The organism is Actinopolymorpha sp. B17G11, assembly GCF_040196095.1.
GTDB lineage: Bacteria > Actinomycetota > Actinomycetes > Propionibacteriales > Actinopolymorphaceae > Thermasporomyces.
This window is the reverse complement of the sequence record NZ_JBEFTW010000017.1, coordinates 1-24,904: the sequence shown is the minus strand read 5'-3', so window position 1 is coordinate 24,904 and position 24,904 is coordinate 1. Positions and strand designations below refer to the sequence as shown.

Annotated in this window: 24 protein-coding genes and 1 tRNA gene; 17 read left to right on the top strand and 8 right to left on the bottom strand. The window is 69.3% G+C overall.

Annotation, left to right across the window (positions count from 1 at the left end; genetic code table 11):
• Positions 1-19 precede the first annotated feature (19 nt).
• Complete coding sequence (deoD, locus tag ABN028_RS18260) at positions 20-742, bottom strand: purine-nucleoside phosphorylase (protein WP_349697388.1); 723 nt, start codon at positions 740-742, stop codon at positions 20-22.
• 158 nt (positions 743-900) lie between these two features.
• Between deoD and nudC the strand changes: the two genes are divergently transcribed.
• From nudC to ABN028_RS35390, 5 genes are all read left to right on the top strand, one after another.
• Positions 901-1,821: an NAD(+) diphosphatase gene (gene nudC, locus ABN028_RS18255; RefSeq protein ID WP_349329771.1), complete on the top strand. Its 921-nt coding sequence runs from the start codon at positions 901-903 to the stop codon at positions 1,819-1,821.
• Between the two features lie 141 nt (positions 1,822-1,962).
• Positions 1,963-2,211, top strand: a complete 249-nt coding sequence (locus ABN028_RS18250; RefSeq protein WP_349697387.1) for a mycoredoxin — start codon at positions 1,963-1,965, stop codon at positions 2,209-2,211.
• 409 nt (positions 2,212-2,620) lie between these two features.
• Positions 2,621-4,912 carry an ATP-dependent DNA helicase UvrD2 gene (locus ABN028_RS18245; protein WP_349697386.1) on the top strand — a complete coding sequence of 764 codons (2,292 nt, stop codon included), beginning with the start codon at positions 2,621-2,623 and terminating at the stop codon, positions 4,910-4,912.
• Positions 4,913-5,764: 852 nt separating this feature from the next.
• On the top strand, positions 5,765-6,046 hold the full coding sequence (locus ABN028_RS18240) for a WhiB family transcriptional regulator (RefSeq protein ID WP_349690028.1): 282 nt from the start codon (positions 5,765-5,767) through the stop codon (positions 6,044-6,046).
• Entirely contained in the window at positions 6,043-6,360 is a 318-nt protein-coding gene (locus ABN028_RS35390) for a putative WhiB-interacting protein (protein WP_502877597.1), read from the top strand. The genes ABN028_RS18240 and ABN028_RS35390 overlap by 4 nt, the downstream gene beginning before the upstream one ends.
• A 557-nt stretch (positions 6,361-6,917) precedes the next feature.
• Here the strand turns inward: ABN028_RS35390 and ABN028_RS18235 are convergent.
• The 3 genes from ABN028_RS18235 to ABN028_RS18225 all read right to left on the bottom strand — a co-directional run bounded on the left by ABN028_RS18235 (position 6,918) and on the right by ABN028_RS18225 (position 10,499).
• Positions 6,918-8,291 (bottom strand): ABC1 kinase family protein, encoded by a 1,374-nt coding sequence (locus tag ABN028_RS18235; protein ID WP_349329765.1) that lies wholly within the window; start codon positions 8,289-8,291, stop codon positions 6,918-6,920.
• A 92-nt stretch (positions 8,292-8,383) separates the two neighbouring features.
• Complete coding sequence (locus ABN028_RS18230) at positions 8,384-9,262, bottom strand: LLM class flavin-dependent oxidoreductase (protein ID WP_349697385.1); 879 nt, start codon at positions 9,260-9,262, stop codon at positions 8,384-8,386.
• 70 nt (positions 9,263-9,332) lie between these two features.
• The gene (locus tag ABN028_RS18225; protein ID WP_349697384.1) at positions 9,333-10,499 is read right to left on the bottom strand and encodes a ThiF family adenylyltransferase; all 1,167 of its coding nucleotides are present in this window, start codon (positions 10,497-10,499) and stop codon (positions 9,333-9,335) included.
• A gap of 177 nt (positions 10,500-10,676) precedes the next feature.
• On the opposite strand from ABN028_RS18225, the gene ABN028_RS18220 reads away from it, so the two are divergent.
• On the top strand, positions 10,677-11,330 hold the full coding sequence (locus ABN028_RS18220; RefSeq protein WP_349697383.1) for a hypothetical protein: 654 nt from the start codon (positions 10,677-10,679) through the stop codon (positions 11,328-11,330).
• Complete coding sequence (locus tag ABN028_RS18215; protein WP_349697382.1) at positions 11,327-11,695, top strand: DUF3817 domain-containing protein; 369 nt, start codon at positions 11,327-11,329, stop codon at positions 11,693-11,695. Before ABN028_RS18220 ends, ABN028_RS18215 begins: the two co-directional genes overlap by 4 nt.
• A 138-nt stretch (positions 11,696-11,833) precedes the next feature.
• Here ABN028_RS18215 and ABN028_RS18210 read toward each other — a convergent pair whose 3' ends face one another.
• Positions 11,834-11,992, bottom strand: coding sequence for a DUF5679 domain-containing protein (locus tag ABN028_RS18210; RefSeq protein WP_349329759.1), 159 nt, complete (start codon positions 11,990-11,992; stop codon positions 11,834-11,836).
• Positions 11,993-12,679: 687 nt separating this feature from the next.
• Here ABN028_RS18210 and ABN028_RS18205 point away from each other — a divergent pair.
• The 3 genes from ABN028_RS18205 (at position 12,680) to ABN028_RS18195 (ending at position 14,593) form a co-directional block, all read left to right on the top strand.
• Positions 12,680-13,198 carry a M48 metallopeptidase family protein gene (locus tag ABN028_RS18205; protein ID WP_349697442.1) on the top strand — a complete coding sequence of 173 codons (519 nt, stop codon included), beginning with the start codon at positions 12,680-12,682 and terminating at the stop codon, positions 13,196-13,198.
• Between the two features lie 323 nt (positions 13,199-13,521).
• Entirely contained in the window at positions 13,522-13,776 is a 255-nt protein-coding gene (locus ABN028_RS18200) for a hypothetical protein (protein WP_349329758.1), read from the top strand.
• Positions 13,777-14,047: 271 nt separating this feature from the next.
• Positions 14,048-14,593, top strand: a complete 546-nt coding sequence (locus tag ABN028_RS18195; protein ID WP_349329757.1) for an STAS domain-containing protein — start codon at positions 14,048-14,050, stop codon at positions 14,591-14,593.
• A gap of 134 nt (positions 14,594-14,727) precedes the next feature.
• Here the strand turns inward: ABN028_RS18195 and def are convergent, their stop codons facing one another.
• Positions 14,728-15,285, bottom strand: coding sequence for a peptide deformylase (gene def, locus ABN028_RS18190; protein ID WP_349329755.1), 558 nt, complete (start codon positions 15,283-15,285; stop codon positions 14,728-14,730).
• Positions 15,286-15,495: 210 nt separating this feature from the next.
• Between def and ABN028_RS18185 the strand changes: the two genes are divergently transcribed.
• A complete protein-coding gene (locus tag ABN028_RS18185; RefSeq protein WP_349329753.1) occupies positions 15,496-15,693 on the top strand; it encodes a hypothetical protein in 198 nt (65 codons plus the stop codon).
• Between the two features lie 62 nt (positions 15,694-15,755).
• On the opposite strand, the gene ABN028_RS18180 is transcribed toward ABN028_RS18185, so the two are convergent.
• Positions 15,756-16,301, bottom strand: coding sequence for an NUDIX hydrolase (locus ABN028_RS18180; RefSeq protein WP_349697381.1), 546 nt, complete (start codon positions 16,299-16,301; stop codon positions 15,756-15,758).
• A complete protein-coding gene (locus ABN028_RS18175; protein ID WP_349697380.1) occupies positions 16,298-17,698 on the bottom strand; it encodes a zinc-dependent metalloprotease in 1,401 nt (466 codons plus the stop codon). Before ABN028_RS18175 ends, ABN028_RS18180 begins: the two co-directional genes overlap by 4 nt.
• 229 nt (positions 17,699-17,927) lie before the next feature.
• Here ABN028_RS18175 and ABN028_RS18170 point away from each other — a divergent pair, with 229 nt between their 5' ends.
• From ABN028_RS18170 to ABN028_RS18145, 6 genes are all read left to right on the top strand, one after another.
• A complete protein-coding gene (locus ABN028_RS18170) occupies positions 17,928-18,968 on the top strand; it encodes an NAD-dependent epimerase/dehydratase family protein (RefSeq protein WP_349329750.1) in 1,041 nt (346 codons plus the stop codon).
• Between the two features lie 29 nt (positions 18,969-18,997).
• Positions 18,998-19,423: a molybdenum cofactor biosynthesis protein MoaE gene (locus ABN028_RS18165; RefSeq protein WP_349329749.1), complete on the top strand. Its 426-nt coding sequence runs from the start codon at positions 18,998-19,000 to the stop codon at positions 19,421-19,423.
• Positions 19,424-19,652: 229 nt separating this feature from the next.
• Positions 19,653-20,705 carry a YlbL family protein gene (locus ABN028_RS18160; protein WP_349697379.1) on the top strand — a complete coding sequence of 351 codons (1,053 nt, stop codon included), beginning with the start codon at positions 19,653-19,655 and terminating at the stop codon, positions 20,703-20,705.
• 177 nt (positions 20,706-20,882) lie between these two features.
• Positions 20,883-23,876: a UPF0182 family membrane protein gene (locus ABN028_RS18155; protein ID WP_349329747.1), complete on the top strand. Its 2,994-nt coding sequence runs from the start codon at positions 20,883-20,885 to the stop codon at positions 23,874-23,876.
• 82 nt (positions 23,877-23,958) lie between these two features.
• Positions 23,959-24,035, top strand: a tRNA-Met gene (locus tag ABN028_RS18150).
• Between the two features lie 254 nt (positions 24,036-24,289).
• Complete coding sequence (locus tag ABN028_RS18145) at positions 24,290-24,754, top strand: hypothetical protein (RefSeq protein WP_349697378.1); 465 nt, start codon at positions 24,290-24,292, stop codon at positions 24,752-24,754.
• Positions 24,755-24,904 lie beyond the last annotated feature (150 nt).

Here is a 24,904-nt window from a genome sequence, read left to right as displayed (position 1 = left end):
CTGTGGCGACGAGGCGTCGCTAGGACCGCTGAGGAACGCTTCGGATGACGGTTTCCAGCGCGAGCTCGGCCATGGTCGCGAACGTCCGCTCGCGTTCCAGCGCGGTCGTCGCCTCGCCGGTGGGGATCTGGTCGCTCACCGTCAGGATCGTGAGCGCCCTGGCCCCGAACTTCGCCGCCAGCGTGTAGAGCAGGTTCGTCTCCATGTCGACCGCGACCACTCCGTGGTCAGCCAGGCGCTGTAGGAGCTCCGGGCGGTCGGAATAGAACGCGTCGACCGACGCCACGGGCTTCACCTGCGCCGCGACATCCCGCTCGACGGCGACGTCACAGGCCGTACGCAGCAGGTCGAAGTCCGCTGCCGGGGCGAAGTCGAAACCCTCGAACCGGACCCGGTTCATCGCCGAGTCCGTCGACGCCGTGATCGCGAGCACGATCGCGCGGAGCGGAAGCCAGTCGACCAGGGCGCCGCAGGACCCCACGCGGACAAGGGTGCGTACGCCGTAGTCCGCCATCAGCTCGTGGACGTAGATCGCCAGCGACGGGTGACCCATGCCGGTGCCCTGGACCGAGATTCGTTGCCCGGCGTAGTTGCCGGTGAATCCCAGCATGTTGCGTACGGTCGAATAGCACTTCGCGTCCTGCAGGTAGGTCTCGGCGATCCACCGGGCCCGCAACGGGTCGCCCGGCAGGAGGACGGTCTCGGCGATCTCGCCAGGCTTCGCGCCGATGTGGATGCTCATGGCCGGCGATCCTGCCAGACCGGACCGAGCACTCCCACCGGTCAGCCCGGGCGGGTCACCGGCGGTGATCGCTGCCGCGCCGACCGGTTGAGGCCGGTGCCCTCCGTCCACTGGACAAGCGGCGGAGCCATGCCGACCGGGAAGTTACAGTGCACATCGTGCCGCGCCTTGCAGAGCTCGCCCTCGCCCGCTCCACCCTTGATCGCGCGACCGAGCGCCGCCGAAACGCTGCCTGGGTCGACGCCCGGTGGGCGGACCCGCGATGCCGGGTGCTCGTGGTCGTCGACGGCGAGGTCCCCGTCACCGACGACGCGACCGCCCTGCTCTTCACCACGCCCGAGGAACTGGACGACCCGCAGCCGCCGGAGGAGCGGTACCTTCTCGGGCTCGACAGTGAGGGAGTGCCGTACTTCGCCGTGCCGGGTCCTACGCCGGCCGAGCCGAACTCCTCCGCTGGCGGCAGTCGGCGGGCCGGTCTGCGTGACGCCGGCGCGATCCTCTCCGACCGCGACTCGGGTCTCTTCGTCCATGCTGTGGCCCTGGTCAACTGGCACGCCGCCCACCCGTGCTGCGCCCGCTGTGGCGCGGCCACCCGACCGACTGCCGGAGGGCACGTACGCCGCTGCCCGTCGTGTGGCGCTGAGCACTTCCCACGGACGGACCCGGCGATCATCGTGCTCGTCTTCGACGAGGACGACCGCTGTCTGCTCGGCAGGCAGCCCAGCTGGCCCGTGGGCCGCTTCTCCACCCTGGCGGGGTTCGTCGAGCCGGGCGAGCCGCTCGAGCACGCGGTGGCGCGCGAGGTCGACGAGGAGACGGGGATCAAGGTCGTCGATCCGGAGTACGCCGGCAGCCAGCCGTGGCCCTTCCCGTCAAGCCTCATGCTCGGGTTCTTCGCCCGCGCGGTGACGACGCAGATCAAGGTCGACGAGGAGGAGATCGCCGAGGCGCGCTGGCTCTCCCGGGAGGAGCTCCGTACGGCCATCGATTCCGGCGAGCTTCTGCTGCCGGGCAAGGTCTCCATCGCCCGGCGGCTGATCGAGACGTGGTACGGCGAGGAGCTTCCCGGTTCCTGGTGAGGCGGCCGGAGATCGGCCGGGCCTCCCGCGCGCTCCTGGCCCACCTGGTCGTGACAAACGAGGATCCGGGAAGAACGCGAAGCTGCGTGGTGTTAGGCAAGCGTCGGGTAACAACGGACGCATGTACCGGAAGGACCTTCGATGTCGAACGCCATCACGATGTACAGCACGCCGTGGTGCGGCTACTGCCGCCGTCTCAAGGGTCAGCTCGAGCGCGCCGGCATCGCCTACACCGAGGTGGACATCGAGCAGCACCCCGACGCGGCCGAACTCGTCGCCAAGGTCAATGACGGCAACAAGACCGTGCCCACGGTCGTGTTCCCAGACGGCTCGGCCCTGACCAACCCGTCGGTCGCGCAGGTCGTCGAGCGCCTCGGCGCCCCCGCCTGATCAAGGGCCCACGCTACTCACCGCCACCTCTCTCACCTTTCACGCGCGCCCAGGTGGCTCCCGTCCTACCCGTGATCATGATGGTGATCATGAAGGTTACGTGGCGTATGGGCCCCGAAAAGCTTCATGATCATGGAACGGGTGCCCGCGCGCCTGCGGTTGTCCGCTGCGGCTGGAATCATGGTCCGGCGTGACTGACGCGAACGCTGCCGCCACGCACCTCACCTTGCTACCCACCGGCTCGGGACCGGCTGGCTCTGGACCGGCTGGCTCGGGACCTGCTGGCTCCGGGCCTACCGGCTCCGGGCATGCTGGCTCGAGTGCTGCCGGCTCGGGGCCGGTAGGCGGCGGGCCGGCCGCCCCTGGAAGAGCGTCTGGCGCGCCATCCCCGGACGCGGTCCTGGCGGCATTGGACCCGGAGCAGCTCGCGGCGGCGACCTCTCTCGACGGACCGCTCTGCATCCTTGCTGGCGCCGGCACCGGCAAGACCCGCGCCATCACCCACCGGATCGCCTACGCCGTCCTGTCCGGGCAGTGGAAGCCGCAGCGCGTCCTCGCCGTCACGTTCACGACCCGGGCCGCCGGTGAGATGCGCACCCGTCTCCGCGAACTCGGCGTGGCCGGCGTGCAGGCGCGCACCTTCCACTCGGCCGCTTTGCGACAGGCGCGCTATTTCTGGCCGCAGGTCTACCGCAGCGAGCTACCGCCGATCGTGGAGAGCAAGCTGCGTTACGTCGCGGAAGCGGCCGGGCGGTGCCGGATACCCGCCGACCTCGCTGGGCGTCGCGACCTCGCCGGCGAGATCGAATGGGCCAAGGTCAGCAACGTCCGCCCCGACGACTACCCCGTCGCCGCCGCCCAGGCGGGCCGCCAGTTGGCCGGTTACGACGCCGCCACGATCGCCCGTGTCTTCGCCAGTTACGAGGAAGTACGCCGGGACCGGGGCCATCTCGACCTCGAGGACGTCCTCCTGTGCGCTGTCGCCCTGCTGGCCGACTCGCCCAAGGTCGCCGAGGCGGTGCGGGCGCAGTACCGCCACTTCGTCGTCGACGAGTACCAGGACGTCAGCCCAGTCCAGCAGACGCTGCTCGACCTGTGGCTGGGCGACCGGCCGGACGTGTGCGTGGTCGGGGACGCCAACCAGACGATCTACTCCTTCGCCGGCGCGAGTCCGGCGTACCTCCTCGAGTTCACCCGGCGACACCCCGGGGCGTCTGTCGTACGCCTCGAACGCGACTACCGCTCGACGCCGCAGGTGGTCAAGGTGGCCAACGGCGTCCTGGCCGATGCCCGCGGTGCGGCGAGCAAGCACCGGTTGACGCTGCGGGCCCAGCGACCGGACGGCCCTGAGCCGGTCTTCACCGAGTATCCCGACGAGGTAGCCGAAGCCGAGGGGATCGCCCGCGCGGTCGAACGCCTCGTCGGCCAGGGCACCCCACTCCGCGAGATGGCCGTCCTCTTCCGGGTCAACGCCCAGTCCGCCGCCTTCGAGCAGGCCCTCGCCGAACGCGGGATTCGCTATGTCGTCCGCGGCGCGGAACGGTTCTTCGACCGGCCAGAGGTGCGCGAAGCTCTGGTGCTCCTCCGTGGGGCGGCCCGGGCGGCCAACTCCGCTCCCATCGCAGCCGGCTCCTCGGTAGCCGCCACGCCTGGCTCCGCCGACGCAGAGGCCGCCGACGCAGATGCCGCCGCCGACGCCGGCTCGGCCCCTGACGCAGGCTCGGCCCTCGACGCAGGCTCGGCCCTCGACGCAGAGGCCACCAGCGACGCCGACGCCCCCTCGCCGGAACTGCTCGCGGAAGTGCAGGCCGTCCTCGGCGCCATCGGTTGGACACCAGAACCACCGAGTGGTTCCGGTGCCATGCGCGAACGCTGGGAGTCGCTGGCGGCACTGGCGTCCCTCGCCGGCGACCTGTCGCGCGAGCGGCCGGGTGCTGACCTCGCGGCGTTCCTCGGCGTACTCGACGAGCGCGTGGCTGCCCAGCATGCGCCCGCGGCAGACGGGGTGACGCTGGCCACCCTCCACGCCGCGAAAGGTCTCGAGTGGGACGCCGTCTTCCTGGCCGGTATCCACGAAGGGACAGTCCCGATCACCTACGCCGACACCGCGGACCAGGTGGAGGAGGAACGTCGGCTGCTCTACGTGGGCGTCACTCGTGCCCGCATCCACCTCTCGGTCTCCTGGGCGCTGGCCCGCACGCCCGGCGGCCGGTCGCGACGATCACCGTCGCGGTTCCTCGCCTCCGTCCGTCCGCAGGGGAGCGCGGTAGCCGATCGTCGTGCGGAAGGAACGAATGGTGGGCGGTCGGGCCGCAAGGCCCAGCGCACCGTCGCCCGCTGCCGCACCTGCGATCGCCCGCTCCAGGACGCCAGCGAACGCAAGGTCGGCAGGTGCGGGGACTGCCCCGCGACCTACGACGAGCAGATGTTCGAAAAGCTTCGGGCGTGGCGGCTCGAACAGGCGCAGGAGCAGCGTGTCCCTGCCTACTGCGTCTTCACCGACGCGACCCTGGTCGCGATCGCGGAGACCCGACCCGCCGCGGCCGCCGAGCTGGCGAAAGTCCCGGGCGTAGGTTCGACGAAGCTGGGCCGGTACGCCGAGGATGTCCTCGCGATCTGTGCCGGCGGTTCACCGACGCGGAAGGTGTCGTCCGACGACCCTCCCGCGGTTCAGGGCGAGCTTCTCCCGCCGGAGAGCTGAGTCGCCGAGGTCCCGTCGCGCCGGACCTCGTGGGCACGAAACGGTAAAGGCTGCAGGTCCCCCCATTAATTGCATTGCTCTCGGCAGGGGGGAGGCGTAGTGTCAGCTCGACCCCACACCGCCGCATCGCGGTTTGGCATGTCCGAGCAGAGGGAGGTGCGCCAGATGATCATGGTGATTCGTCATCGCCGTGAGCTGACGCTCGGTGCTCCCCGCTCGATGACACCTGCTCGGCGGTCCATCTCATACGTCTCGCCCGCGTTCCAGGGGACGAGTCTGCCCACAGGCGGATTCGATTCGTGCGCGCGCGGCCGGAAGGTCTATCGCGATGACACCGCCGGCCAAGGCCACGTGAGCGTTCTTCCGTGGAGCGCGGAGCTTCCGGCGACGCCAGCCGCGCCCACGACCGGTGTCGAGCAGAGCAGTGTTCTCACGACCGGCCGCATTCCTGCCGCTCTTTCCGCCCCGTCCGCCGCCACCCTTCCGATCAACGTGTCCGTCCCGGCCAACCTGTCCGTTCCGAGCAGCGTTTCGCGGCGTACCACCAAGGGACCCTTGTCGGGTGTCCCAGCCTGGAGCCCTCCGGTCTTATGACAAGACCTGACCGGCCACCAGGGCCGCGGAACCCGACTCGGGATCCGCGGCCCTTTTGTTTGCCCAGTTCGAACGAGATGACCAGCCATGGAAAAGCCCAGCCCATCGAGTTGCCAGTCCGATCGAACCAGCCAGTGCGATGTCGACGACGACAGCCAGGGAGTCAGTCAGGCAGTGAGACACACACCCAACCAGGAAGCCAGCACAACGAGACCAGGCCAGCAGACACAGACCAGGACACAAGGAGGTGACCGGAAAGTGAGTCTCAGCGTCCTCGACGGTGTACCCGAGGTCATCAGCGAGTTCGAACTTCCCTGCCGGTCGTTCGATCCGGAGCTCTTCTTCGCAGAATCACCTGCCGATGTCGAGTTCGCCAAGACCATCTGCGTCGACTGCCCGATCAAGCGCGAGTGCCTGGACGGTGCTCTCGCTCGGCGCGAGCCGTGGGGAGTCTGGGGCGGCGAGCTGTTCATCGCCGGTGTGGTAGTTCCGCGGAAGCGGCCGCGTGGACGTCCTCGCAAGAACGAAGTCGCCGCATGACCACCATCCGACTGAGGACGGAGTCCGGGGAATGCCCGGCCGCCGCCTCCTATCCCACAGAGAACCCGATGACCAGAGACCTCTCGGTCGATACCCCGGCGCGTGCGATTCCGGGCGATGCGGCCACCGATCTGCCAAGGAGCACCTCCGTGCATCTTCTCCACGAAGAGCTGGCACGCGCGCAGATACATGAGCGTGTCAGTAAGTCCAGCAAGACACGACAAGCGACTCAGCTCGTCCGCGCCCGGCGGCTGAGCCGTAAGAGCCGGGAAGCCGCGTTGCGGGCCCGCCTCATCCGGGCGCGATTCGGATAAGAACCGAGCAGGGTCGGGCATCTCGTGAACGCCGCGATGCCCGACCCACTCTTCTCGAACGCGGGGTCGGGTACGCGGAAGATCGCCGCCATGCCCGACCCGCGTATCCTGACCGGTGAACGATGCCGGGTACCCCGGGACTTGCCGCGATGCCCGCTCTCGCCCGCATTCCGACGCGCCGGACGACAAAAGGGCCGCCCTGCGCCTTGTCTGGAATCGCATTCCATCACAATGTCTGTCGAAATATTCTGCGCTTGCAGGGGCCCGTTTCGAAGCATGTCTGTCCCGCGGCCGTTACACGGTCGCGCGACGATGGTGCGTACGAACGAATCGGCCTACTGGACGGGTTCAAGGCGAGAAAGTGACGGATCAATGATCGAGTGCGACCTTTGCGGCGTTCACGCGCCAACCGAAGACCTGCCGCTCAGCTGGGCGGTGTCGTTCACGCGCGATCTGACGTCGAGCTACTACTGCGGGCCGTGCGCTCGCGCCAACCTTCACACCATCGAGGGCCGGCTCGACCCCGTGGGCCGGTGAGGAAACGGCGGGCCTGACATTCAGGCTTCGGCCGCCTCGTCAGCCTCGTCAGCGGAAACGGCTTCTGCGAGGCAGCCCGCCGGCAGGTCGGAGAATCCGGGCAACCAACGTTCCAGTTCCTCCCGGAACGGCGCCTCGGCTCCCAGCTGGGCCAACACTCCGATTCCGCCACCCCAGACCCGGTGGATCAGGAGGTACGACGGCGGAAGGTTGAGCCGGAGCGCTGTCCTGGCGCCGTCAGCACGCACGTCGCTGATCCGCTGGAACTGCGTCCGCATCCACTCTCTGGTGAAGCGGAACGTCGCGGTCTGTGCAGGCTCGGTGAACGGCTGAAGGTAGTCGTGCAGGCTCTGTGGATCGATGTCGACGTCCGGCTTGATGAAACCTTCGGCGCGCAGCCCTTCGGTCACCGCGTGGAAGTCGCCGTCGAGGCCGATCCGCAACAGCCGGCCGATCTGTGGCGGGAAGCCGCCGGGGAGGCGGGCTACCAAGCCGTAGTCGACTACTCCGAGGCGCCCGTCCGGGGTGATGCGGTAGTTGCCGGGGTGTGGATCCGCGTGCAGCAGACCCGCCCGCGCCGGACCCGAGAAGAGGAAACGTACGAACAGGAGACCGGCGCGGTCCCGCTCTTCGGTCGTCCCGTTGGCGATGACCTCGCTGAGTGGTGTGCCGTCGAGCCAGTCGGTGACGAGCACTCTCGGGGTGTAGAGCCGCACCGGCGGCACCGCGATCTCGGGGTCGCCGTCGTACGCCGCCGCGAATCCGGCCTGTGCTTCGGCCTCGAGGGTGTAGTCGAGTTCCTCGCCGATGCGGGCCTTGAGCTCTTCGACGAGTGGCTTGATGTCCATGCCGGGAAGCCAGACCGCGAACAGCCGGCTGAGGCGGCCGATCTGGTTCAGGTCCGACCGCAGGGCGTCGGCGGCGCCGGGGTACTGGATCTTGACCGCCACGTCCCGCCCGTCGGACCACCGTGCCCGGTGCACCTGGCCGATCGACGCGGCGGCGGCCGGAGTGTCGTCGAAGCCACGGAGCCGGCGGCGCCAGTGCGGTCCCAGTTCCTCCTCGAGCACCCGGTGCACCGTCGCCGCCGGCATCGGCGGAGCGGCGTCCTGGAGTTTGGTGAGAGTCGCACGGTAGGGCGCCATCAGCTGCTCCGGGAGGGCTGCCTCGAAGATCGAGAGCGCCTGGCCGAACTTCATCGCGCCGCCCTTGAGTTCGCCCAGCACGCGGAACAGCTGATCGGCGGTGCGGCGCTGCAGGTCGGCTGTGACGGCCTCGACCGGCTTGCCGCCCAGCCGCTTGCCGAGGCCGACCGCGGTACGGCCGGCGATTCCCAGGGGCAGGCCGGCCAGCCGGACGGTGCGGGCGAGACCTTTGCGAGGAAGATCGCTCACACGTCCATTGTCCGCTTCCTGGGCAAGTGCCGCGTCCTGCCCGGGGAGTAGATCGCCCTCTCCGGAGTGGGGCTGTCGGTTCGCAGGCGTCGTCACCCGACCGACCCTAGACGGGCGGGGCGCGGGGGTCCCGCCCGGAGCCGGCGTTCGGAGGCAGATCGCACCTCGTCGGGGTCCAGGCTCGACCAGTCGGCGTCCAGCCACCAGGTCGCGCCGGCGTCGGCCCATGGCCGGACGATCTCGGCGGCCGCCACCGGGTCGTCGTGGGGCGTCGTACCCTCCATCACGACGTCGTAGTCGTCCATCGTGAGCCGCTGTGCCGCCCGGTGCGCCCTGATCCAGTCGGTGCCTTCGGCAAGCATGTCGGGCGTGAAGTCGGATCCGGCCGACGTGTCGTGCGGCGCGTAGTGGGGCAACCAGCCGTCCCAGGCAGCCGCTCGGCGCATCGACTTCGGGCGCGGCCAGCCACCGACCACCCAGACCGGGATGCGCGGCTTCTGTACGGGCGGTGGAGCTGCCGGCGGGACCAGCGAGCCGGTGGCGCGCGAGCGGAAATGCTTGCCCACATAGTCGAATGGTGTGCCCGTCCACAGCTTCGACACCATCGCGAGACCTTCGTCGAGCCGCTCCGCGCGCACCTTGCGTCCGGGATCTGACTCGAACAGCCACCACCGGTCGTCGCCCGTGACGCCCAGACCCACCGACAGGGTGACCCGTCCGCCGGAGAGATTGTCGAGCGTGGACGTCTGGCTCGCCAGCTCCCACGGCTGGCGGCGGGGGAGCGGTGTGAGCATCGTGCCCAACCGGATCTGGTTCGTGGTCATGGCGGCAGCGGTGAGGCTCACCCAGGCGTCGATCGCCCAGATGCCCTCCCAGACGAAGAAGCCGTCCCAGCCGTGCTCCTCCGCCATGGCCGCGAGATCGCCGGCTGTGCGGGCATCGCCATAGGGGAGTACGAATCCAAAGCGCATAGGCGCGACCCTAGGCCCTGGTTCCGACTACTCGCGTTGCATGAACGGTGCCCACATCCCGCCGCCGCCCTCAGGCCGCTGCAATCGGTGACGAGCCTGAACGGCGGTGGGCCGACGAGCCGGTGGAGCGCGGAGTCTTCCCGGCGTCTCGCGGACCATCCGACTCGTCGCTGGCGTGCTGTTCCGGGTCGAACTGGCACCCGCACGCGGGATGGGCAGACCACGTACGTCGGCGTACGGAACCGAAAGGCAGGTCCATCTCGATCGTCGCGTCCAGCGACGGCGGCCGGCCGCCCTCGAGGAACGCCAGGACATGCATGACGGCGTGCGACGCGAGCGCGGTCGCGAGGACCACGTCGCAGGCTTCAGCCCCTCGGGGCGCCGCGAGAGCCTGGGAGAGCACGCTCGGCCACCGAGGATCGTGCGCCGTACGCCGCAGGTCGTGACACCGGATGCACGAGGACACCCCCGGGAGTACGAACGGACCGAGGATCGCCCGCCCCTCGCGCATGCGGACGAAGAGGTGGGGCAGTCCCGCCCGGACGAAGGCGTCCGCCATCCTGCGATCGGGCTCGTCGTCGGGCGCGATCACCGCCAGATCGGGCCGCTCGAGTGGATGGCCGGGACTGACCGCCATGACCTCGGTCGACGGTGCGGCCTGGGCGGCGGCCCGAGCCGCGCCCTCGCCGCGAGGCGTACCGACGTCGGCGGCGACGAGACCGGCCGGCGCCAGGTCACCCGGAGCGGTCGGAGCCTGGTCGTCGACGACGACTCGAGCTACCCCGGAGGACGACACCAGCGTGATGATCGACGCGCCCACCCGCCCGGCGCCGAACACCGCGATGTGCGCTTCGCGCCGGCGGCTCATGGTCGCCACGCCACCGTCGAGCGAACCCTCGGCCACCGAACGCGCCGCCAGGTCGGGCAGGAGACGTTCCCGCTCGGCGGGCCCCAGACCTGGCACGGCACCAGCCGCGGCGCGTCCGGCGTCGTCGAGCGCGCCGCCTTCCGCGAGCAGGCGAAGGAGCCGCCTGGTATCGGCTCCGCTGCCGCCGTGCGCGACCGCCTGCGTGACGAGCGCGTCCTCGGTGCGTATGCCGGTCAGGGAATCGACCACACCCGCGAGCACCGGATCGAGCCCGGTGAGGACGAGAACGTGGGCAGGGTCGAGACCGACCTGGAGCGTGTGGGGATCCCGCCATATCCGATGCAGGGCAGGTTTGATTCGTGGCCGCACGATGGTGCCTCCCCGTGTGTGCTGGCGCCAATTGCGGACGCCTCCGCCCGCAGGGGAGAAGCCTGCCACGTCCGTACGGACGCCCGCGGGCGTCATCCACAGGCGGTGTTAGTGTCGGCCGCGAGGCATCGACGCTGGACGAGAACCACACCGAACGAGGAAGTCGAACCCGACATCATGGACGACGCGCGCACCGAGGCGGAGCAGCCCGCCGCCGCGGCCGCACCGTCCTTCCGCCGGCTGCTCACCCCGCGGTGGATCGCGTTCACGATCACCGTCGTTCTCGCCGTGGCGGCGTTCCTGTTCCTGGCGTGGTGGCAGCTGAGCCGCTTCGAGTCGTCGTCTGGCAGCTGGCAGAACTTCGGTTACACGCTGCAGTGGCCCTTCTTCGCGGCGTTCGCGGTCTACCTGTGGTGGAAGCTGCTGCGTGAACCAGCACCTCCGCCGGATCTCGAGTCCCACCGGGTGGCGGACACAAGCGCACCGGCTGGCCCTGGCCGCGCGGACCCAGCCGCCGTCACGCCACACGACAGCGGAGGCCTGCTCGCCGGCAGTGACGTCTCTTCTGGCGACGACGAGGCGGCGTTGCCACCCCTACCTTCGAAGCGACCGCTGGGGTCGCCCGTGCCCGACCCGATGGCCCGGGCGGCCGATGATCCTGAGCTCGAGGCGTACAACGACTATCTCGACGCCCTGCACCGCCGGTCGCTCCGCGTCGCGGCGGGGCATGGGAGATCCACGAGCGCGGCGCCACGCGGGGCCGGAGCACGTGGGAGCGGCGCATCTGGGGGCGGAGCAACTGGAGCCGGAGCACCTGGGGGCGAGGGATGACGGCCAACGCCGACGTACCGGTGACTCCGCCGGCGACGACATCGCAGATGGCGCCCGAACTGCGCGGGCGCCTCACCCGGTTCCGGGTGATCGCGTACGTCGTGGGGGTGTTTCTGCTGGTTCTCGCGCTCGTCGCGATGCCGATGAAATACCTGGGCGATGACGCGCGTGCGGTCGCGATTGTCGGGCCGATTCACGGGTTCCTGTACATGGTCTACCTCGTGCTGGGGGCTGATCTCGCCCTCCGGGCCCGCTGGTCGGTGCGGGGGACCCTGGCGGTGCTGGTAGCCGGAACCGTGCCGTTCCTGTCGTTCCTCGCCGAGCGGATCGTCACGCGTCGCACCAGGCGGGGTGAGCGGGTCTAGCCGTGTCCAGCGCCGTCAGCTGGATCTGGGCGTCGCGGAGGACAGGAACCGGCGCGAGGCCAGGCAGCCAGAACTCGCCCAAGGTGGAACCATGCGGGGCGGCCCATCGTGCGGCCGCCCCTTCGGTGGCCAGATTGCTCAGGCCTTGCCGAGGATCCGGTTGAGGTTGGTGCCGCACTCGGGACAGGTGGCCTTGGCCATCCGCGTGCCCTTGTCGTTCACCTTGACCTCGCCGGTTGCATTCCGCTTGGCCTTGCATTTGACGCAGTAGAACTCGCCTGTGTAGGTCTCCGCCATGACGGCCCTCCTCGCTGTGCTGGGTCGGGGCAGGGCGGGCCCGCCCGGGCCGCCCGATCTCGGGTCACCTTATTCCAGCGCCGTCCACGACTCCGTGCGCGGCACCCCATGGCCATGTCCTGCCCATGGTGTCCCCTTTTATACCCGTGTGTGCGTGATGGTCGCGGGATGTGCCTCCCGGACGGCGCCGTGTCGACGCTACCCGTGGTTGGCGGCGGGTCAAACCCGACCCCCCGAGATCGTCAAAGCCGACCGCCCCTCGATCGCCACCTCGTGGCCCCAGCGGGTGCTGATCGACAGGACGCAGTGATCGACATATCGCCGTGGTCGACAGTGCGTGGTCGACAGGACGGGACACTCTGGTCGCCGTCGCCCCACCACGCTGAGTTATCCACGGCTGTGGAAAAGCCTGTGGAGAGCATGTGTACATCTGGGGGATTCCCGGTGGATGAGGTGTGTGCACACCTGTGGACGCTTGGCACCTTCTGTCCAGGACTATGAACCTGACCTGCGAGTTCACCGGCCTGCGGCCTGTGGGAATCCGGCGCTTCGCGCGTGGATGGGGCAGCCCTTGTCGGTTGTTGGGGGTACCTTGCTGGGGTGGCCGAACCGGCGTCGAGGCAGCGGAGCCAGGCGCGCCCGAGTTCACGCATAGACCGGGCGCGTGATGAGCCCTACCACGTGGAGGTGCGCCGCAGCGCCCGCCGCCGCCGCACCGTGAGCGCCTACCGGGAGGGCGACCGAGTAGTGGTCATGGTCCCCGCCCGAATGACCCGCGCCGAGGAGCGCCGCTGGGTCGACGTCATGCTCGACCGGCTCGCCGCGCAGGAGCGTCGCCGGCGGCCGAGTGACGCCGAGCTCCTGACCCGGGCCCAGACGCTGTGCCAGCGCTACCTCGGCGAGGTCTCCGGGCCAGCCAGCGTCCGATGGGTCTCCAACCAGGGCATGCGCTGGGGATCATGTACGCCGAGCGATGGGACGGTCCGGCTGTCCTCGCGGCTGCAGGGCATGCCGGTCTGGGTCGTCGACTACGTACTCATCCATGAGCTCGCACACCTGGTCGAACCCGGGCACACACCGCGATTCTGGGAGCTCGTACGCCGTTACCCCCAGGCCGACCGCGCTCGCGGTTACCTCGAGGGGGTCTCGGCCGCGGCGCAACTGTCGCTCGCGGAGTGCGAGAACGAGAACGAGAACAAGAGCTAGTCAAGCCCGTGGGTCGGCGCCAGGACGGCCCGGACCGGATTTCACCCTCGACCTGGCGCAGTTTCATCCCCTGCGGACGTGGTCGCACCCCCTTCCCTCGTCGAGGCTGACGGTGGAGGGGCCGCGCAGGGGGAGGTGCGGGAATGCTGTGGGTGATCAGCGCTGCCGTGATTGCAGTGCTAAGTCTCGCGATCGCCGTCCTGTGGCGGCGACGTCGTGTGGTGTACGCATCGGGCGTTTTCCGGTGCAGGTTACGAAGCTCGTCGTGGGGTCTCGACACGTTGACGCAACGCTGGTCGAGACATGTTTCCTACGCTGTGTGGGTGCATGACGTCCTTGTCGTGTATCGGGGGATCGCACTGACGCGGGTACTGCTGTTCGCCTGCCGGTTCGCCGAGGATCTCGAGGACGCGCCTGCCGACCTTCGCCGGTTGGGTCCGTGTCCGCTGCTGCTCAGGCTGCGGCTGGACGACGGAGCCATCGTGGAGGTGGCGGCGCCGAGGCGATCCTGCGGCGATCTGGTGGGGCCGTACGTCGCCGCGCAGTTGCATCCGTCGGAGCGCCGGTCGGGCCGCTGAGCTCACCGGATTCGCGCCGGGCTCACCTGCTCCACCCAGTCATGGGTCGGGTGCGTGGGTCCGGCTCGTCGTCGTGTCTCCATGACGCCGCCGAGCGGGCGGGAACTCATCGCGCATGCGCCCGGCCCCGAGGCCGTTGCGGTGTGCCCGGAGCACGTGCCCGGGATTTTGCGCTTGCCCAATCATCCTGCGCGGGTGAGGCCCGCACCCACCCTCCTCGCGGAGACTTTTCGCAGAAGTCTTTTGGGGGAACGACTTTGCGGGGGACGGAATGCTGCTCGACGATGTGTTCTCACTTGCCCGCCGAGTCGCTCCGCGTGGCACCGGTCTTCGCTGGCCGGTCCCGAGGGTACGCAGTCAGGTCGCACCGGAGCTTGCGCGGACCGATGCGTGCCGGGCCTCGATCGCCACGGATGTCCTGTGCCTCGCGCCGACCCGCGCCCTCGATCACGAGGTCGCCCCTGTGGTGGTCGGCGGTGTTCTGAACCGGGTCGCGGAATGCGATCCGGTTCCCGTTGTCGTCGTCCTCTCCCTCCAGCACACGCCCGAGATCGACGACAGTGCGTGCGAGGCCCTGATCGAGTTGCACTACCGGCTACGGGCCAACGGTGTCCGTCTGTACGTCGGCGCGCTCCGCTCACCGGTCTTCGAGCGTCTTCGGGCGGCCGGCGTGGTGTCCAGGCTCGGTGTCGACGCGGTCTGGCCGAGTTTGCAGACCGCCATGCTCGCGGCATATGGCGAACTCGCTGGTCCCGCGGTGGTCACCCGGGAGGTGGTCGCGGCGCTCGAGTTGCGCATGGTCGCGCTGCCGTTGTGAGTTCGGTCGTAGGACCCGACGGGGTTGATCCTCGCGGGCGTCTGCGGAGCAGCCTCCCCGCCTCCGCTGGAACGCTCGCGCTCCGCCGGAACGCTCGCGCTCAGCCCGGACGTACCGCCAGCCCGGCCCCCTCCTCAGGCCGGCCACTGCGGGTCGAACTCGTCGGCGACCTCCTCCGCCTCCCCGAACAGCTGCCGCCGGGTCCGCTTGGACACTCGGTCGGCGAAGACGATTCCCTCCAGGTGGTCGGTCTCGTGCTGGAGACAGCGCGCGAGCATCCCCGTGCCGTGGATGACGACGGGCGCTCCGCTGTGGTCGAAGCCTCGGACCGCGGCGCGGTCGGGACGCGCGCAGGGTGCGTACGCGCCCGGCAGCGAGAGGCAGCCTTCTTCGGAGTCGTCGAGGTGTCGGTCCGCGCCGGTCGGCAGTTCGAGGACCGGATTACAGACAACGCCTTCGACCATGACCTGGTCCTCGTCCGGGCAGCGGAACACGAAGACGCGGAGGTCGACGCCGATCTGGTTGGCGGCGAGTCCCACGCCGTCGGCGGCGACCATCGTGGCGGTCATGTCCGCGACGAGCGTCGCGAGTGCTTCGTCGTACGCCTCGACCGGGCGGCATGGTCGGTGCATGACAGGCTCGCCCCATCGGGTGATCGGTCGGACGGATCCTCCGTCGGGAAGCGTGCCCAACCCCACTCCTTCCGTACGGCGAGCTCGTGCGTTCTCGCCCTGTGCCGTCGCTGGTGCGGAGATACCGTACGGGGTCGGCCGGCATCGGCCACGGGAGCCCTGAGGCGCGGACCTTCTCGGGGCAGGGAAGGAGTGTCACTGCCCTTTTCCGGAATGGGCGGGATGTACGGAATCCCCGATCAAGGGGTGAACGCCGGTATGGTCTCGGACATGTCGAATGTGAAAAGGGGCGACGAGGACCCCGGCGCCAACACGGCCATGTTCCAGCGCTTCGTCGATGACGGTGCGAAGCCGGGAGCCCGACCTCCGTGGGCACCCAAACCCCGGCAGACCGCCCTCAGGATCGCGGCGGTGGTCGGCGTGGTCGTCGTCGCGCTCGTGATCCTCGCGGTCGTCCTCCTGGACTGACCTGCGGGTTCAAGAGCTGGAACGCCCTCCCCGCGGGGCCTGCCCCTACCTCCGGACGCTGGTCAGCGGCTCAGCGCAAGCGCGGCGACCGCGGCCGTGACGCTCTGCGGCACTCCGGAGGCAAGGTCACGCGGCAGGTCAGCGACCGGAAACCAGCGAACGTCACGTGACTCTTCGCTCACCGCGGGTGCCTGATCGGCGGGCGAGATGCCGAGGAACTGGACGTCGAGGTGCGACTCCACACCGCACGGCGCTCCATGGCGGGACAACATGACCGGCTCGCGGCTGCGCGTGAGTTCGTCCAGCCCGGTCTCCTCCCGCGCCTCCCGCAGGGCCGCGGAGCCCAGCGAGACGTCGTCGGGTTCGCAGTGTCCCCCCGGTTGGACCCAGCGGTTCAGCCGGTTGTGAAGGACCAGCGCGGTATGCCGCCCGGTGGGGTCAAGGACCACCATGCTGGCGGTGAGATGGGCAGGTGCGCAGCTGCGCCACACCCCATCGGAGTGCCGCGCCAGGTGGGCGAGATAGTCGAGCCGGAGGGCCTCCTGCTCGGCGTCGGGGGCCTTCCACCGGGAGAGCGACGCCACGGCGTCGTCATGCAGCGAGCTCACCGGCCGGATCCAGGCGTGTCAGGCCCCTCCTGGTCAGGGCCCTCCTGGTCAGGGCCCTCCTGGTCGGGCCTGTCTGGGCTTGGGCGGTCGCCGGGACCCTCCGAGCCGGGTTCCTCCGGCGGAGCAGCCGCCCCGCCGCCATCCGGTGGTACGTCGAAGCCCAGGTCGCCGAGATCCATCCGGTCCGGAGATCCGGCCCGCTCGGCGAACCCGCGCGGGTCGTCGAGATCGTCGCCCGACGGCAGCATGTCGGGATGTGCCCACAATGCCTCTCGGCCGGTGATGCCACGGGTCTCCCGCAGCGTCGCCCACAACGTGGCGGCGTCCCGCATCCGGCGCGGACGGAGTTCGAGGCCGACGAGGGTGACGAACGTCTGCTCGGCCGGCCCGCCCTCGGCTCGGCGCCGGCGTACAGCCTCGTGGAGGGAGACCGCGGACGGCATCCGCGGCGCGGCGGCGGCGGTCACCACGTCGTCGACCCAACCCTCGACCAGTGCGAGGGCGGTCTCCAGCCGGGCGAGCGCGGCCTTCTGCCGCGGTGTCTCCTCGGGTTCGAGCAGGCCGCTTCCGAGGGCATCCTGCAACGCCTCGGGGTTGGCCATGTCGATCCTGCCGGCGAGGTCCTCGAGTTTGCTGACGTCGACGTGCATGCCGCGTGCGTAGTCCTCCACGGCGGAGAACAGGTGGGCCGACAGCCACGGCGCGTGGTGGAAGAGCCGCTGGTGGGCACACTCGCGCAGGGTGAGATAGAGGCGTACGTCGTCCTCGGGCAGCCCCAGCCCGGTGCCGAACGCGGCGACGTTGGCCGGGATGAGCACCGGCTGACCGAGTGGACCCAGTGGGAGTCCGATGTCGGTCGACCCGAAAACCTCGGTGGCGAGCTGGCCGAGACCCTGCCCGACCTGGGCGCCGAACATCATTCCGCCGACCTGGGTGAGGACGCCGGTGAGCTGGGCTCCCATCGGTCCAGGCTGCTCGGGTAGCGCCTTCTCCATCGCGCCGACGACATGGGTCGCGAGGGGTTCGATCAGCTTCTTCCAGGCGGGAAGGGTGCCCTCCAGCCACTCGACGCGGTTCCAGGCGAGCGCTTCACCCGCCGAGCCCGCGGGCAGGCTCGTGGCGTCGTCCAGCCAGTGTTCGGCGAGGCGGACCGTCTGGTCCACGGTCGTACGTTCGGCCGCGGTCAGCGAGGCGTCGCCGGCCTGGCGGATCGTCTGGCGGGCGGTTTCCTCGGCGAGCTGCCAGTTGATCGGGCCGCCCTGCCACGAGAACATGCTTTGCAGCTGTCCGAAGATCGCGCTGAGGTCGAACCCCGCCAACGGGTTGTCCGAACCGCCGGGTTGCCGCTTCTCGGGCTCCTCGCCCTCGTGCCCGGCACCGGGCTCGTCGTTGCTCACGGTTGGACCTCCGGCAGGATGAGAGATGGCTGCGTACGGATGATGGTGTGCGGGGGGCTGGTGCACGAGCGCGCCACGGCCGTACGTAGCACTGCGTTCATATCGTCCAACCTAGCCCGGGAGTTTCCAGCTGAACGACGAACCCACCCGCGTTCGTGCCCGGCGGAGCCGCCGCACGACGCGCCGGCCTGCCGTCACGGCGCGCAGGGGCGGCGGACTGGTGGCGGCGGTGACCGGCGCGTCCACAGGAATAGGGCGGGCCCTCGCCGCGCGGCTGGTCGGGCTGCCCGAGATCAAGCGGGTCATCGGGATCGACGAGCGCCGAGGCGATCTCGAGGGCGTCGAATGGCGGGTCCTCGAGGTTCGTGATCCCGCGATCGCGCAGCGCATCTCCCGCTGCGACGTCGTAGTCCACCTCGACCTCGACCGCTCGCCCGACTCCGACCCGCGGCAGCGGAGCGCGCGCAACGTGGGTGGCACGCAGACGGTGTTGACGGCGGCAGCCGCGGCGGGCGTACCCCGGGTGGTGCTGTGTACGAGTGCCATGGTCTACGGCGCCGCCCCGGACAACTCCGTGCCGCTCGACGAGGACGGGCCGCTGCGGGCACGGCCCGAAGGCATCGTGTCGGACATGCTGGAGATGGAGTGGCTTGCCCGGCGCGCGCCGAAGGCGCATCCCGGGTTGTCTGTGACAGTCGTACGCCCGTCGATGCTGGTCGGGCCCGACGTCGACACGTTCCTCACCCGGCACTTCGAGGCGGCGAGGCTCCTGGTGATCCGGGGGAGCAAGCCGAGCTGGCAGTTCTGCCATGTCGACGACCTCGTGAGCGCGCTGGAGTACGCCGTGCTGGGCAAGGTCGACGGTCCGGTCACGGTCGGCTGCGAGGGCTATCTCGAACAGGACGAGGTGGAGATGCTGTTCGGCCTGCCGCGGCTCGAGCTTCCCGAGGGCCTCGCCCTCGGTGCTGCCGAACGCCTGCACCGGTTGGGCCTCACCCCCGCCCCGGCCAGCGATCTCGCCTATGTGAGTCACCCGTGGGTAGTGTCGTCGGCGAAGTTGCTGGCCGCCGGTTGGCAGCCGGCCTATGACAACGTGACGGCCTGCGAGGTCCTGGCGACCGACGTGGCCGGGCGGCACGCGGCGCTCGGTCGGCGGATCGGTCGGCGCGAGACGGCGACGATGGGTGCTGCCGGCGCCACCGTGGCTCTGCTGGGCGCCGCGGCCGTCGTACGCAGGGCACGGCGGAGAAGATCGCGAGGCGGGACATGACGCGGGTGGCTTCAAGTTCGACTGGGCCGATGGCCGATGTGATCCGGCTGCTCGACGTACGAGAGACGCCGCTGTCGGTCGACGAGGTCCTGGCGGCGATCGCCGATCGCCGGGCCGGTGGGCTCGCGCTGTTCGTGGGAGTCGTACGTGAGGAGGACGGCGGACGCGGAGTGACCGAGCTCGGGTACGAAGCGCACCCGGCGGCGATCGAGGAACTCCGCCAGGTCGCCTCGGCCGTGGCGGCGGCGCATCCGGTGTGCGCGGTGGCCGCCGTCCACCGGGTGGGTGACCTCGCGGTGGGGGAGGCCGCGGTGATCGTGGGCGTGGCCGCGCCGCACCGGGGTGAGGCGTTCGACGCCTGCCGGCAGTTGATCGACGACCTCAAGGCGCAGGTGCCGCTGTGGAAGCACCAGCGCTTCACCGACGGCTCCGCCGAATGGGTCGGCGCCGGATAACTCGTTCGCCCCGCTCGGCTCAGTTTTCCCGGGCTCCCGTGATCATGTCGGTGATCATGGAGACTTTTGGGGTCTATGGGCCAGTTTTCCTTCATGGTCCCGATTCCTTTCATGATCACGAACATGATCACGAACATGACGACCGACATGATCACCGGGCTGCGAACAGCGGGGATGATCGCGAGGACCGTCGCGGGTGCTTACGGGACGGTCACCTACGCTGGGGCCCATGTCTCGCCGTGTCGCGACGATGACGCTGACCGCTGTCCTGCTCATCGCCCTCGTAGCCGTCGCCTGGCTGGTTCCTGTGCCGTTCGCCGCGATGAGCCCTGGGCCCACCGAGAACACTCTCGGCACCGTCGACGGCAAACCCATCGTCCAGATCAGCGGGCACGAGACGTTCAAGACCAACGGCGCGCTCGACCTCACCACCGTCGCGGTGAGCAGCCCTGACCAGAAGCTGGACCTCATCAGCGTCATCGTCGGCTGGATCGACCCACGCGTCGCGGTCGTTCCGTACGACTATCTCTATCCCGGCGACCCCACCCCGGAGCAGGTCGAGCAGGAGAACGCCGAGGCGATGCAGACGTCCCAGCAGACAGCCGTCGCGGCCGCGCTGCGCCAGGCGAACGAGAAGGTGACACCGGTCGTCCAGGTGCAGGCCGTCGTCGAGGACACACCGGCCGTCGGCAGGCTGAAGGCCGGTGACGTGATCGTCGCGGTCGACGGTAAGCACGTCACGGGTGCCCAGGATGTCGTCGACATCGTGGGCAGGCACCAGCCGGGCGACCGGATCCAGTTCGCCGTACGCCGGGGCGGCAAGGACGTCGACGTCTCCATCACCACGGCGAAGTCACCCCAGGACCCGGGCAAGGCGTTCGTCGGGATCACGCCGTTCGACGGCTTCGAGTTCCCGTTCAAGGTCACCGTCAACCTCGGGCAGGACATCGGCGGCCCCAGCGCGGGCACGATGTTCGCGCTGGCCATCGTCGACAAGCTGACCAAGGGCAGCCTCACCGGCGGACACCACATCGCGGGCACCGGCGCTATCGCGGCCGACGGCACGGTGCAACCCATCGGCGGGATCCAGCAGAAGATCGCCGGGGCGAAGGAGAACGGCGCCGAGACCTTCCTCGTCCCAGCCGCCAACTGCGAGGCGGCCGCGGCGGCCCAGGTCGACGGCATCCGCCTGGTCCGGGTCGACACGCTCCGTGGCGCCGTACAGTCCCTCGAGCGGCTGCGCGACCAGCCGTCGGCGCGTGTCCCGAGCTGTGCGCGATGAAGGCGACGGGCCGCCGACGACGCGACAACGAACCGACCATTGCGGCCATCGGAGCGCGGGGCGTCGCGGGGGAACCCGGGACGTTTTCGCTAAGTTTCCCTTCCAGGGATGATCTGACCAGGCGGCGCCTCAGCCACGGGCAGGAGCCCGACCCAGACCTCCAGGAGCGATGACGACGTGAGCAGCTTCTCCGCACCGCGCGATCCTTTCCGGCGCGGACCCTCGGGCCCTCGCGGCGGCAACGTCCGTACCAGGGCGCTCGTGCCGACGATCATCGTCCTCGTGGTTCTGGCCGCCGTCTTCGCCGTCTTCACGAGCTTCTGGACCGAACGGCTGTGGTTCGGCTCGGTCAACTACTCCCAGGTGTTCACGACCACGCTGCTGACGCGGTTGGGCATGTTCGTCACCTTCGGTGTCGTCCTGGGCGCGGTCGTCTTCGCCAACCTGGCGCTCGCGCACCGGCTCCGGCCGCGCTACCGCACGATGTCCAACGAGCAGCAGACGCTGGACCGCTACCGCGACGTCATCGACCCGCACCGCAAGCTCATCGCCGGCGTGGTGGCGGGTCTCCTCGGCCTGATCGCCGGCTCGAGCGCGTCGGGGCGCTGGGAGACGTTCCTGCAGTGGAGCAACGCGACGAGCTTCGGCACCAAGGATGCGCAGTTCGGTCTCGACGTGTCCTTCTACGTGTTCGGCTATCCGTGGTACCGCTTCCTGATCGGATTCGGCTTCGCGATCATCCTGTTGTCGCTGGTGGCGGCCCTGGTCGCGCACTATCTCTACGGCGGGATCCGGCTGCAGACCCAGGGCCAGAAGGCGTCCGCCGCGGCACAGGCGCACATCTCGGTGCTCCTCGGGCTGTTCGTCCTGTTGAAGGCCGTCGCCTACTGGTTCGACCGCTACGGCCTGGTGGTCGCGGCGCACCAGATGTCGAACTCGAGTTTCACCGGCATCACCTACACCGACGCGCACGCGGTCGTACCGGCCAAGACCATCCTCACCTTCATCGCGGCGATCTGCGCGGTGTTGTTCTTCGCCAATGTCGTACGCCGCACCTGGATGCTTCCCGGCCTCGGCCTCGGCCTGCTCGTCCTCTCCGCCGCCCTGCTCGGGTGGGCGTGGCCCGCGATCGTGCAGCAGGTCCAGGTCCGTCCCAACGAGCCGGTGCGCGAGGCGAGCTACATCCAGCGCAACATCGACGCGACCCGGAAGGCGTTCGGCGTCTCTGACACCAAGGTCACGAGGTACGAAGCCGAGACCACGACGAGCGAAGGCCAGCTCGCCAACGACGCCGAGACACTTCCTGGCGTCCGTCTGATCGACCCGGCCATCGTCGGCCCGACGTTCGAACAGCTGCAGCAGGTCCGTGGGTTCTACTCCTTCGCCGAGCCGGCGCTCGACGTCGACCGCTACACCATCGACGGGGAGACCCGCGACGCCGTGGTCGCGGTCCGCGAGGTCAACCTCGACGGCGTACCCGCCGACCAGCGCAACTGGAACAACGACCACACCGTCTACACCCACGGTCACGGTGTCGTCGCGGCCTACGGCAACCAGCGGACCAGCGAGGGCAGCCCTCAGTGGATGGAGGGCAGCATTCCCAGCCGGGGCGAGCTGGGGAAGTACGAACCGCGGATCTACTTCGGTGAGTCGTCCCCGCCGTACTCCATCGTCGGCGCGCCCAAGGGCACCGAGCCGGTCGAGTTGGACATCCCGGGCGGCAGCGCCGACACCCAGACGACGAACACCTACCAGGGCAACGGCGGAGTGCCGCTCGGATCGTTCGGCAGCCGGCTGCTCTACGCCACGAAGTTCCAGGACTTCAACATCCTGCTCAACCGGTCGCGGATCAACTCCGAGTCGAAGATCCTCTACGACCGTAACCCCCGGCAGCGCGTGCAGAAGGTCGCGCCGTGGCTCAACGTCGACTCCGACCCCTATCCCGCCATCGTCGGTGGCCGGGTCAAGTGGATCGTCGACGGTTACACGATGTCGGAGAACTATCCGCTCTCCCAGCGGCTGCTCCTCAACGACGCGACCTCCACGTCACTCACGCCGCAGCCGGCGATCGTGGGGCAGCCGAGCGAGCGGCTCAACTACGTCCGCAACTCGGTGAAGGCGACCGTCGACGCCTACGACGGGAGCGTGCGGCTGTACGCCTGGGATGAGAAGGATCCCATCCTGCGTACCTGGATGAAGGCGTTCCCAGGCACCGTCGAGCCCAAGGCCGCGATGCCCAAGGCGCTGATGGGCCACGTCCGCTATCCGGTGGACCTGATGAAGATCCAGCGCGAGGTGCTGGCGCAGTACCACGTGACGGACGCGGGCGCGTTCTACCAGGGCACCGAACGTTGGAAGGTGCCGGCAGACCCGACGAAGGGCGCGCAGGACGCCACGAAGCAGCCGGCGTACTACCTGTCGGTGCAGATGCCGGGAGCGGACGGGCCGGAGTTCTCGTTGACGTCGACCTACATCTACTTCAACCGTGAGAACCTCGCCGCCTTCGTCGCCGTCAACGCCGACGCCACGTCGAAGAACTACGGCAAGATCCAGGTGCTCCAACTCGACGAGACCCAGATCGACGGGCCGAGCCAGATCGCCAACAAGCTCGACTCCGACACCAGGGTGGCCGACGCCATGTTGCCGCTGACCCGTGGTGACAGCCAGGCCCAGAAGGGCAACCTGCTGACGCTCCCGGTCGGAGGCGGTCTGCTCTACGTCCAGCCGGTCTACGTCCAGCGCGGTTCCGGTGACGCGGCCTATCCGCTGATGCGGCTGGTTCTCGCGTCGTTCGGGGGTGGAATCGGGGTCGGGCCGACACTGCAGGATGCGCTCGACATGGTGTTCGCCGGTAACGCGGGCGCCGACACCGGCGAGAACCCCGGCAGCGAGCAACCGCCGGAGGAGCCTGGCGAGTCGCCCGCACCGCCTACCTCCGACGCAGTGGCGCGCGAACTGGCCGCAGCAAGTGAGGCATTCGAGGAGGCCGAGGCTGCCCTGAAGGAGGGTGACCTCAGCGCCTACGCCGACGCCGTGGAACGCGCGCAGGCGGCCGTCGCCCGGGCAGCGGAAGCCCGTCGCGGTGGGCAGGGCGGTGCCGAGGACGGCGCCACCCCCACGCCCGAAGCACCCGCGACCGGCACGGAGCCACACGAACCGGATGCGGGCTGAGGCAGGCCAGCCGGGGATGGCTGGTGCGGGGATTGACCCGATTTGCTGTTCTCCAGCCATCCCCGTACTCTTGTCCAGGCGACGCGGGGTGGAGCAGTTCGGTAGCTCGCTGGGCTCATAACCCAGAGGTCGCGGGTTCGAATCCCGCCCCCGCTACCAGGCAAAACGCCCCCGGAGACCTGATCTCCGGGGGCGTTTTCAGTCTCGATGTGACCAAACTTGTGACCAGGCCCTTGCGGGCGGCCATAGGTGTACCCGGCCAACAGGTTGGTCACAGTCGGCTGATCGAGGGTAGTCCGCCGAGTGCGCTATGGAGAACGGCGGCAGATCATGAGGCACTGGCTATGAGGTGCGAGTCGTAGTCGATCACCCTCGGCGACCGGGCTACGTGTTGCGGTTCATACACTGTGGTTATGACGCCGAGTGAGCGTCGACCGCCAGGGGAACTGCACGAGTGGGTCAACGCTGAACTGACCCTTGCGGCGGAGCTGTCGGCCGAGGCCGTCGATCACGCTCGGGTCGCCGCAGACCTCCGCAAGAAGGCCGCCAAGCTTCGCGAACAGGCAACCGCAGCGCGACATGCGCGACGCCTCGATGAACGCGAAGCGATCGCCGACGAACGCGAAAAGGTCGCGGACCAACGAGAAGAGCACGCCGCCTGGCGGGACCAGACCGCCGACTTGTGCGAGCAGACCCTCGAAGAGCTAAGGCGCAGCATGCGCGACCCTGCTACAGCGGCCACCCTGCGCGACTCCTCGACGGCGGACATCACCGACGCGATCGCCCAGGAGGTTGAACGACTCCACGCGCGTCTTGCCCACGGCCAGCGCCTGCTCCGGCTGCACAACATCGATCCCCCCGAGGCACCAGCCGACTGACAGGTGATCCCGCGACTCGCTCGGGGACTGTGCACTGAACGGTGTTTCCGGCTCGACACGCCGGGCTGGGTCCGGCGGGATGGGCACGGACAGTGATGACATCTGGGGCCATGGGGTCTGGACAGCAGAAGACGGATGACGGTGGGCAGC

Coding starts and splice junctions, on each gene's coding strand:
- ABN028_RS18250 (WP_349697387.1), top strand. CDS start 1,963: ATGTCGAACGCCATCACGATGTACAGCACGCCGTGGTGCGGCTACTGC.
- ABN028_RS18165 (WP_349329749.1), top strand. CDS start 18,998: ATGGCCGATGTGATCCGGCTGCTCGACGTACGAGAGACGCCGCTGTCG.
- ABN028_RS18195 (WP_349329757.1), top strand. CDS start 14,048: ATGCTGCTCGACGATGTGTTCTCACTTGCCCGCCGAGTCGCTCCGCGT.
- ABN028_RS18160 (WP_349697379.1), top strand. CDS start 19,653: ATGTCTCGCCGTGTCGCGACGATGACGCTGACCGCTGTCCTGCTCATC.
- ABN028_RS18230 (WP_349697385.1), bottom strand. CDS start 9,262: ATGCGCTTTGGATTCGTACTCCCCTATGGCGATGCCCGCACAGCCGGC.
- ABN028_RS18220 (WP_349697383.1), top strand. CDS start 10,677: ATGGACGACGCGCGCACCGAGGCGGAGCAGCCCGCCGCCGCGGCCGCA.
- ABN028_RS35390 (WP_502877597.1), top strand. CDS start 6,043: ATGACCACCATCCGACTGAGGACGGAGTCCGGGGAATGCCCGGCCGCC.
- ABN028_RS18145 (WP_349697378.1), top strand. CDS start 24,290: ATGACGCCGAGTGAGCGTCGACCGCCAGGGGAACTGCACGAGTGGGTC.
- ABN028_RS18210 (WP_349329759.1), bottom strand. CDS start 11,992: ATGGCGGAGACCTACACAGGCGAGTTCTACTGCGTCAAATGCAAGGCC.
- ABN028_RS18215 (WP_349697382.1), top strand. CDS start 11,327: ATGACGGCCAACGCCGACGTACCGGTGACTCCGCCGGCGACGACATCG.
- ABN028_RS18185 (WP_349329753.1), top strand. CDS start 15,496: ATGTCGAATGTGAAAAGGGGCGACGAGGACCCCGGCGCCAACACGGCC.
- deoD (WP_349697388.1), bottom strand. CDS start 742: ATGAGCATCCACATCGGCGCGAAGCCTGGCGAGATCGCCGAGACCGTC.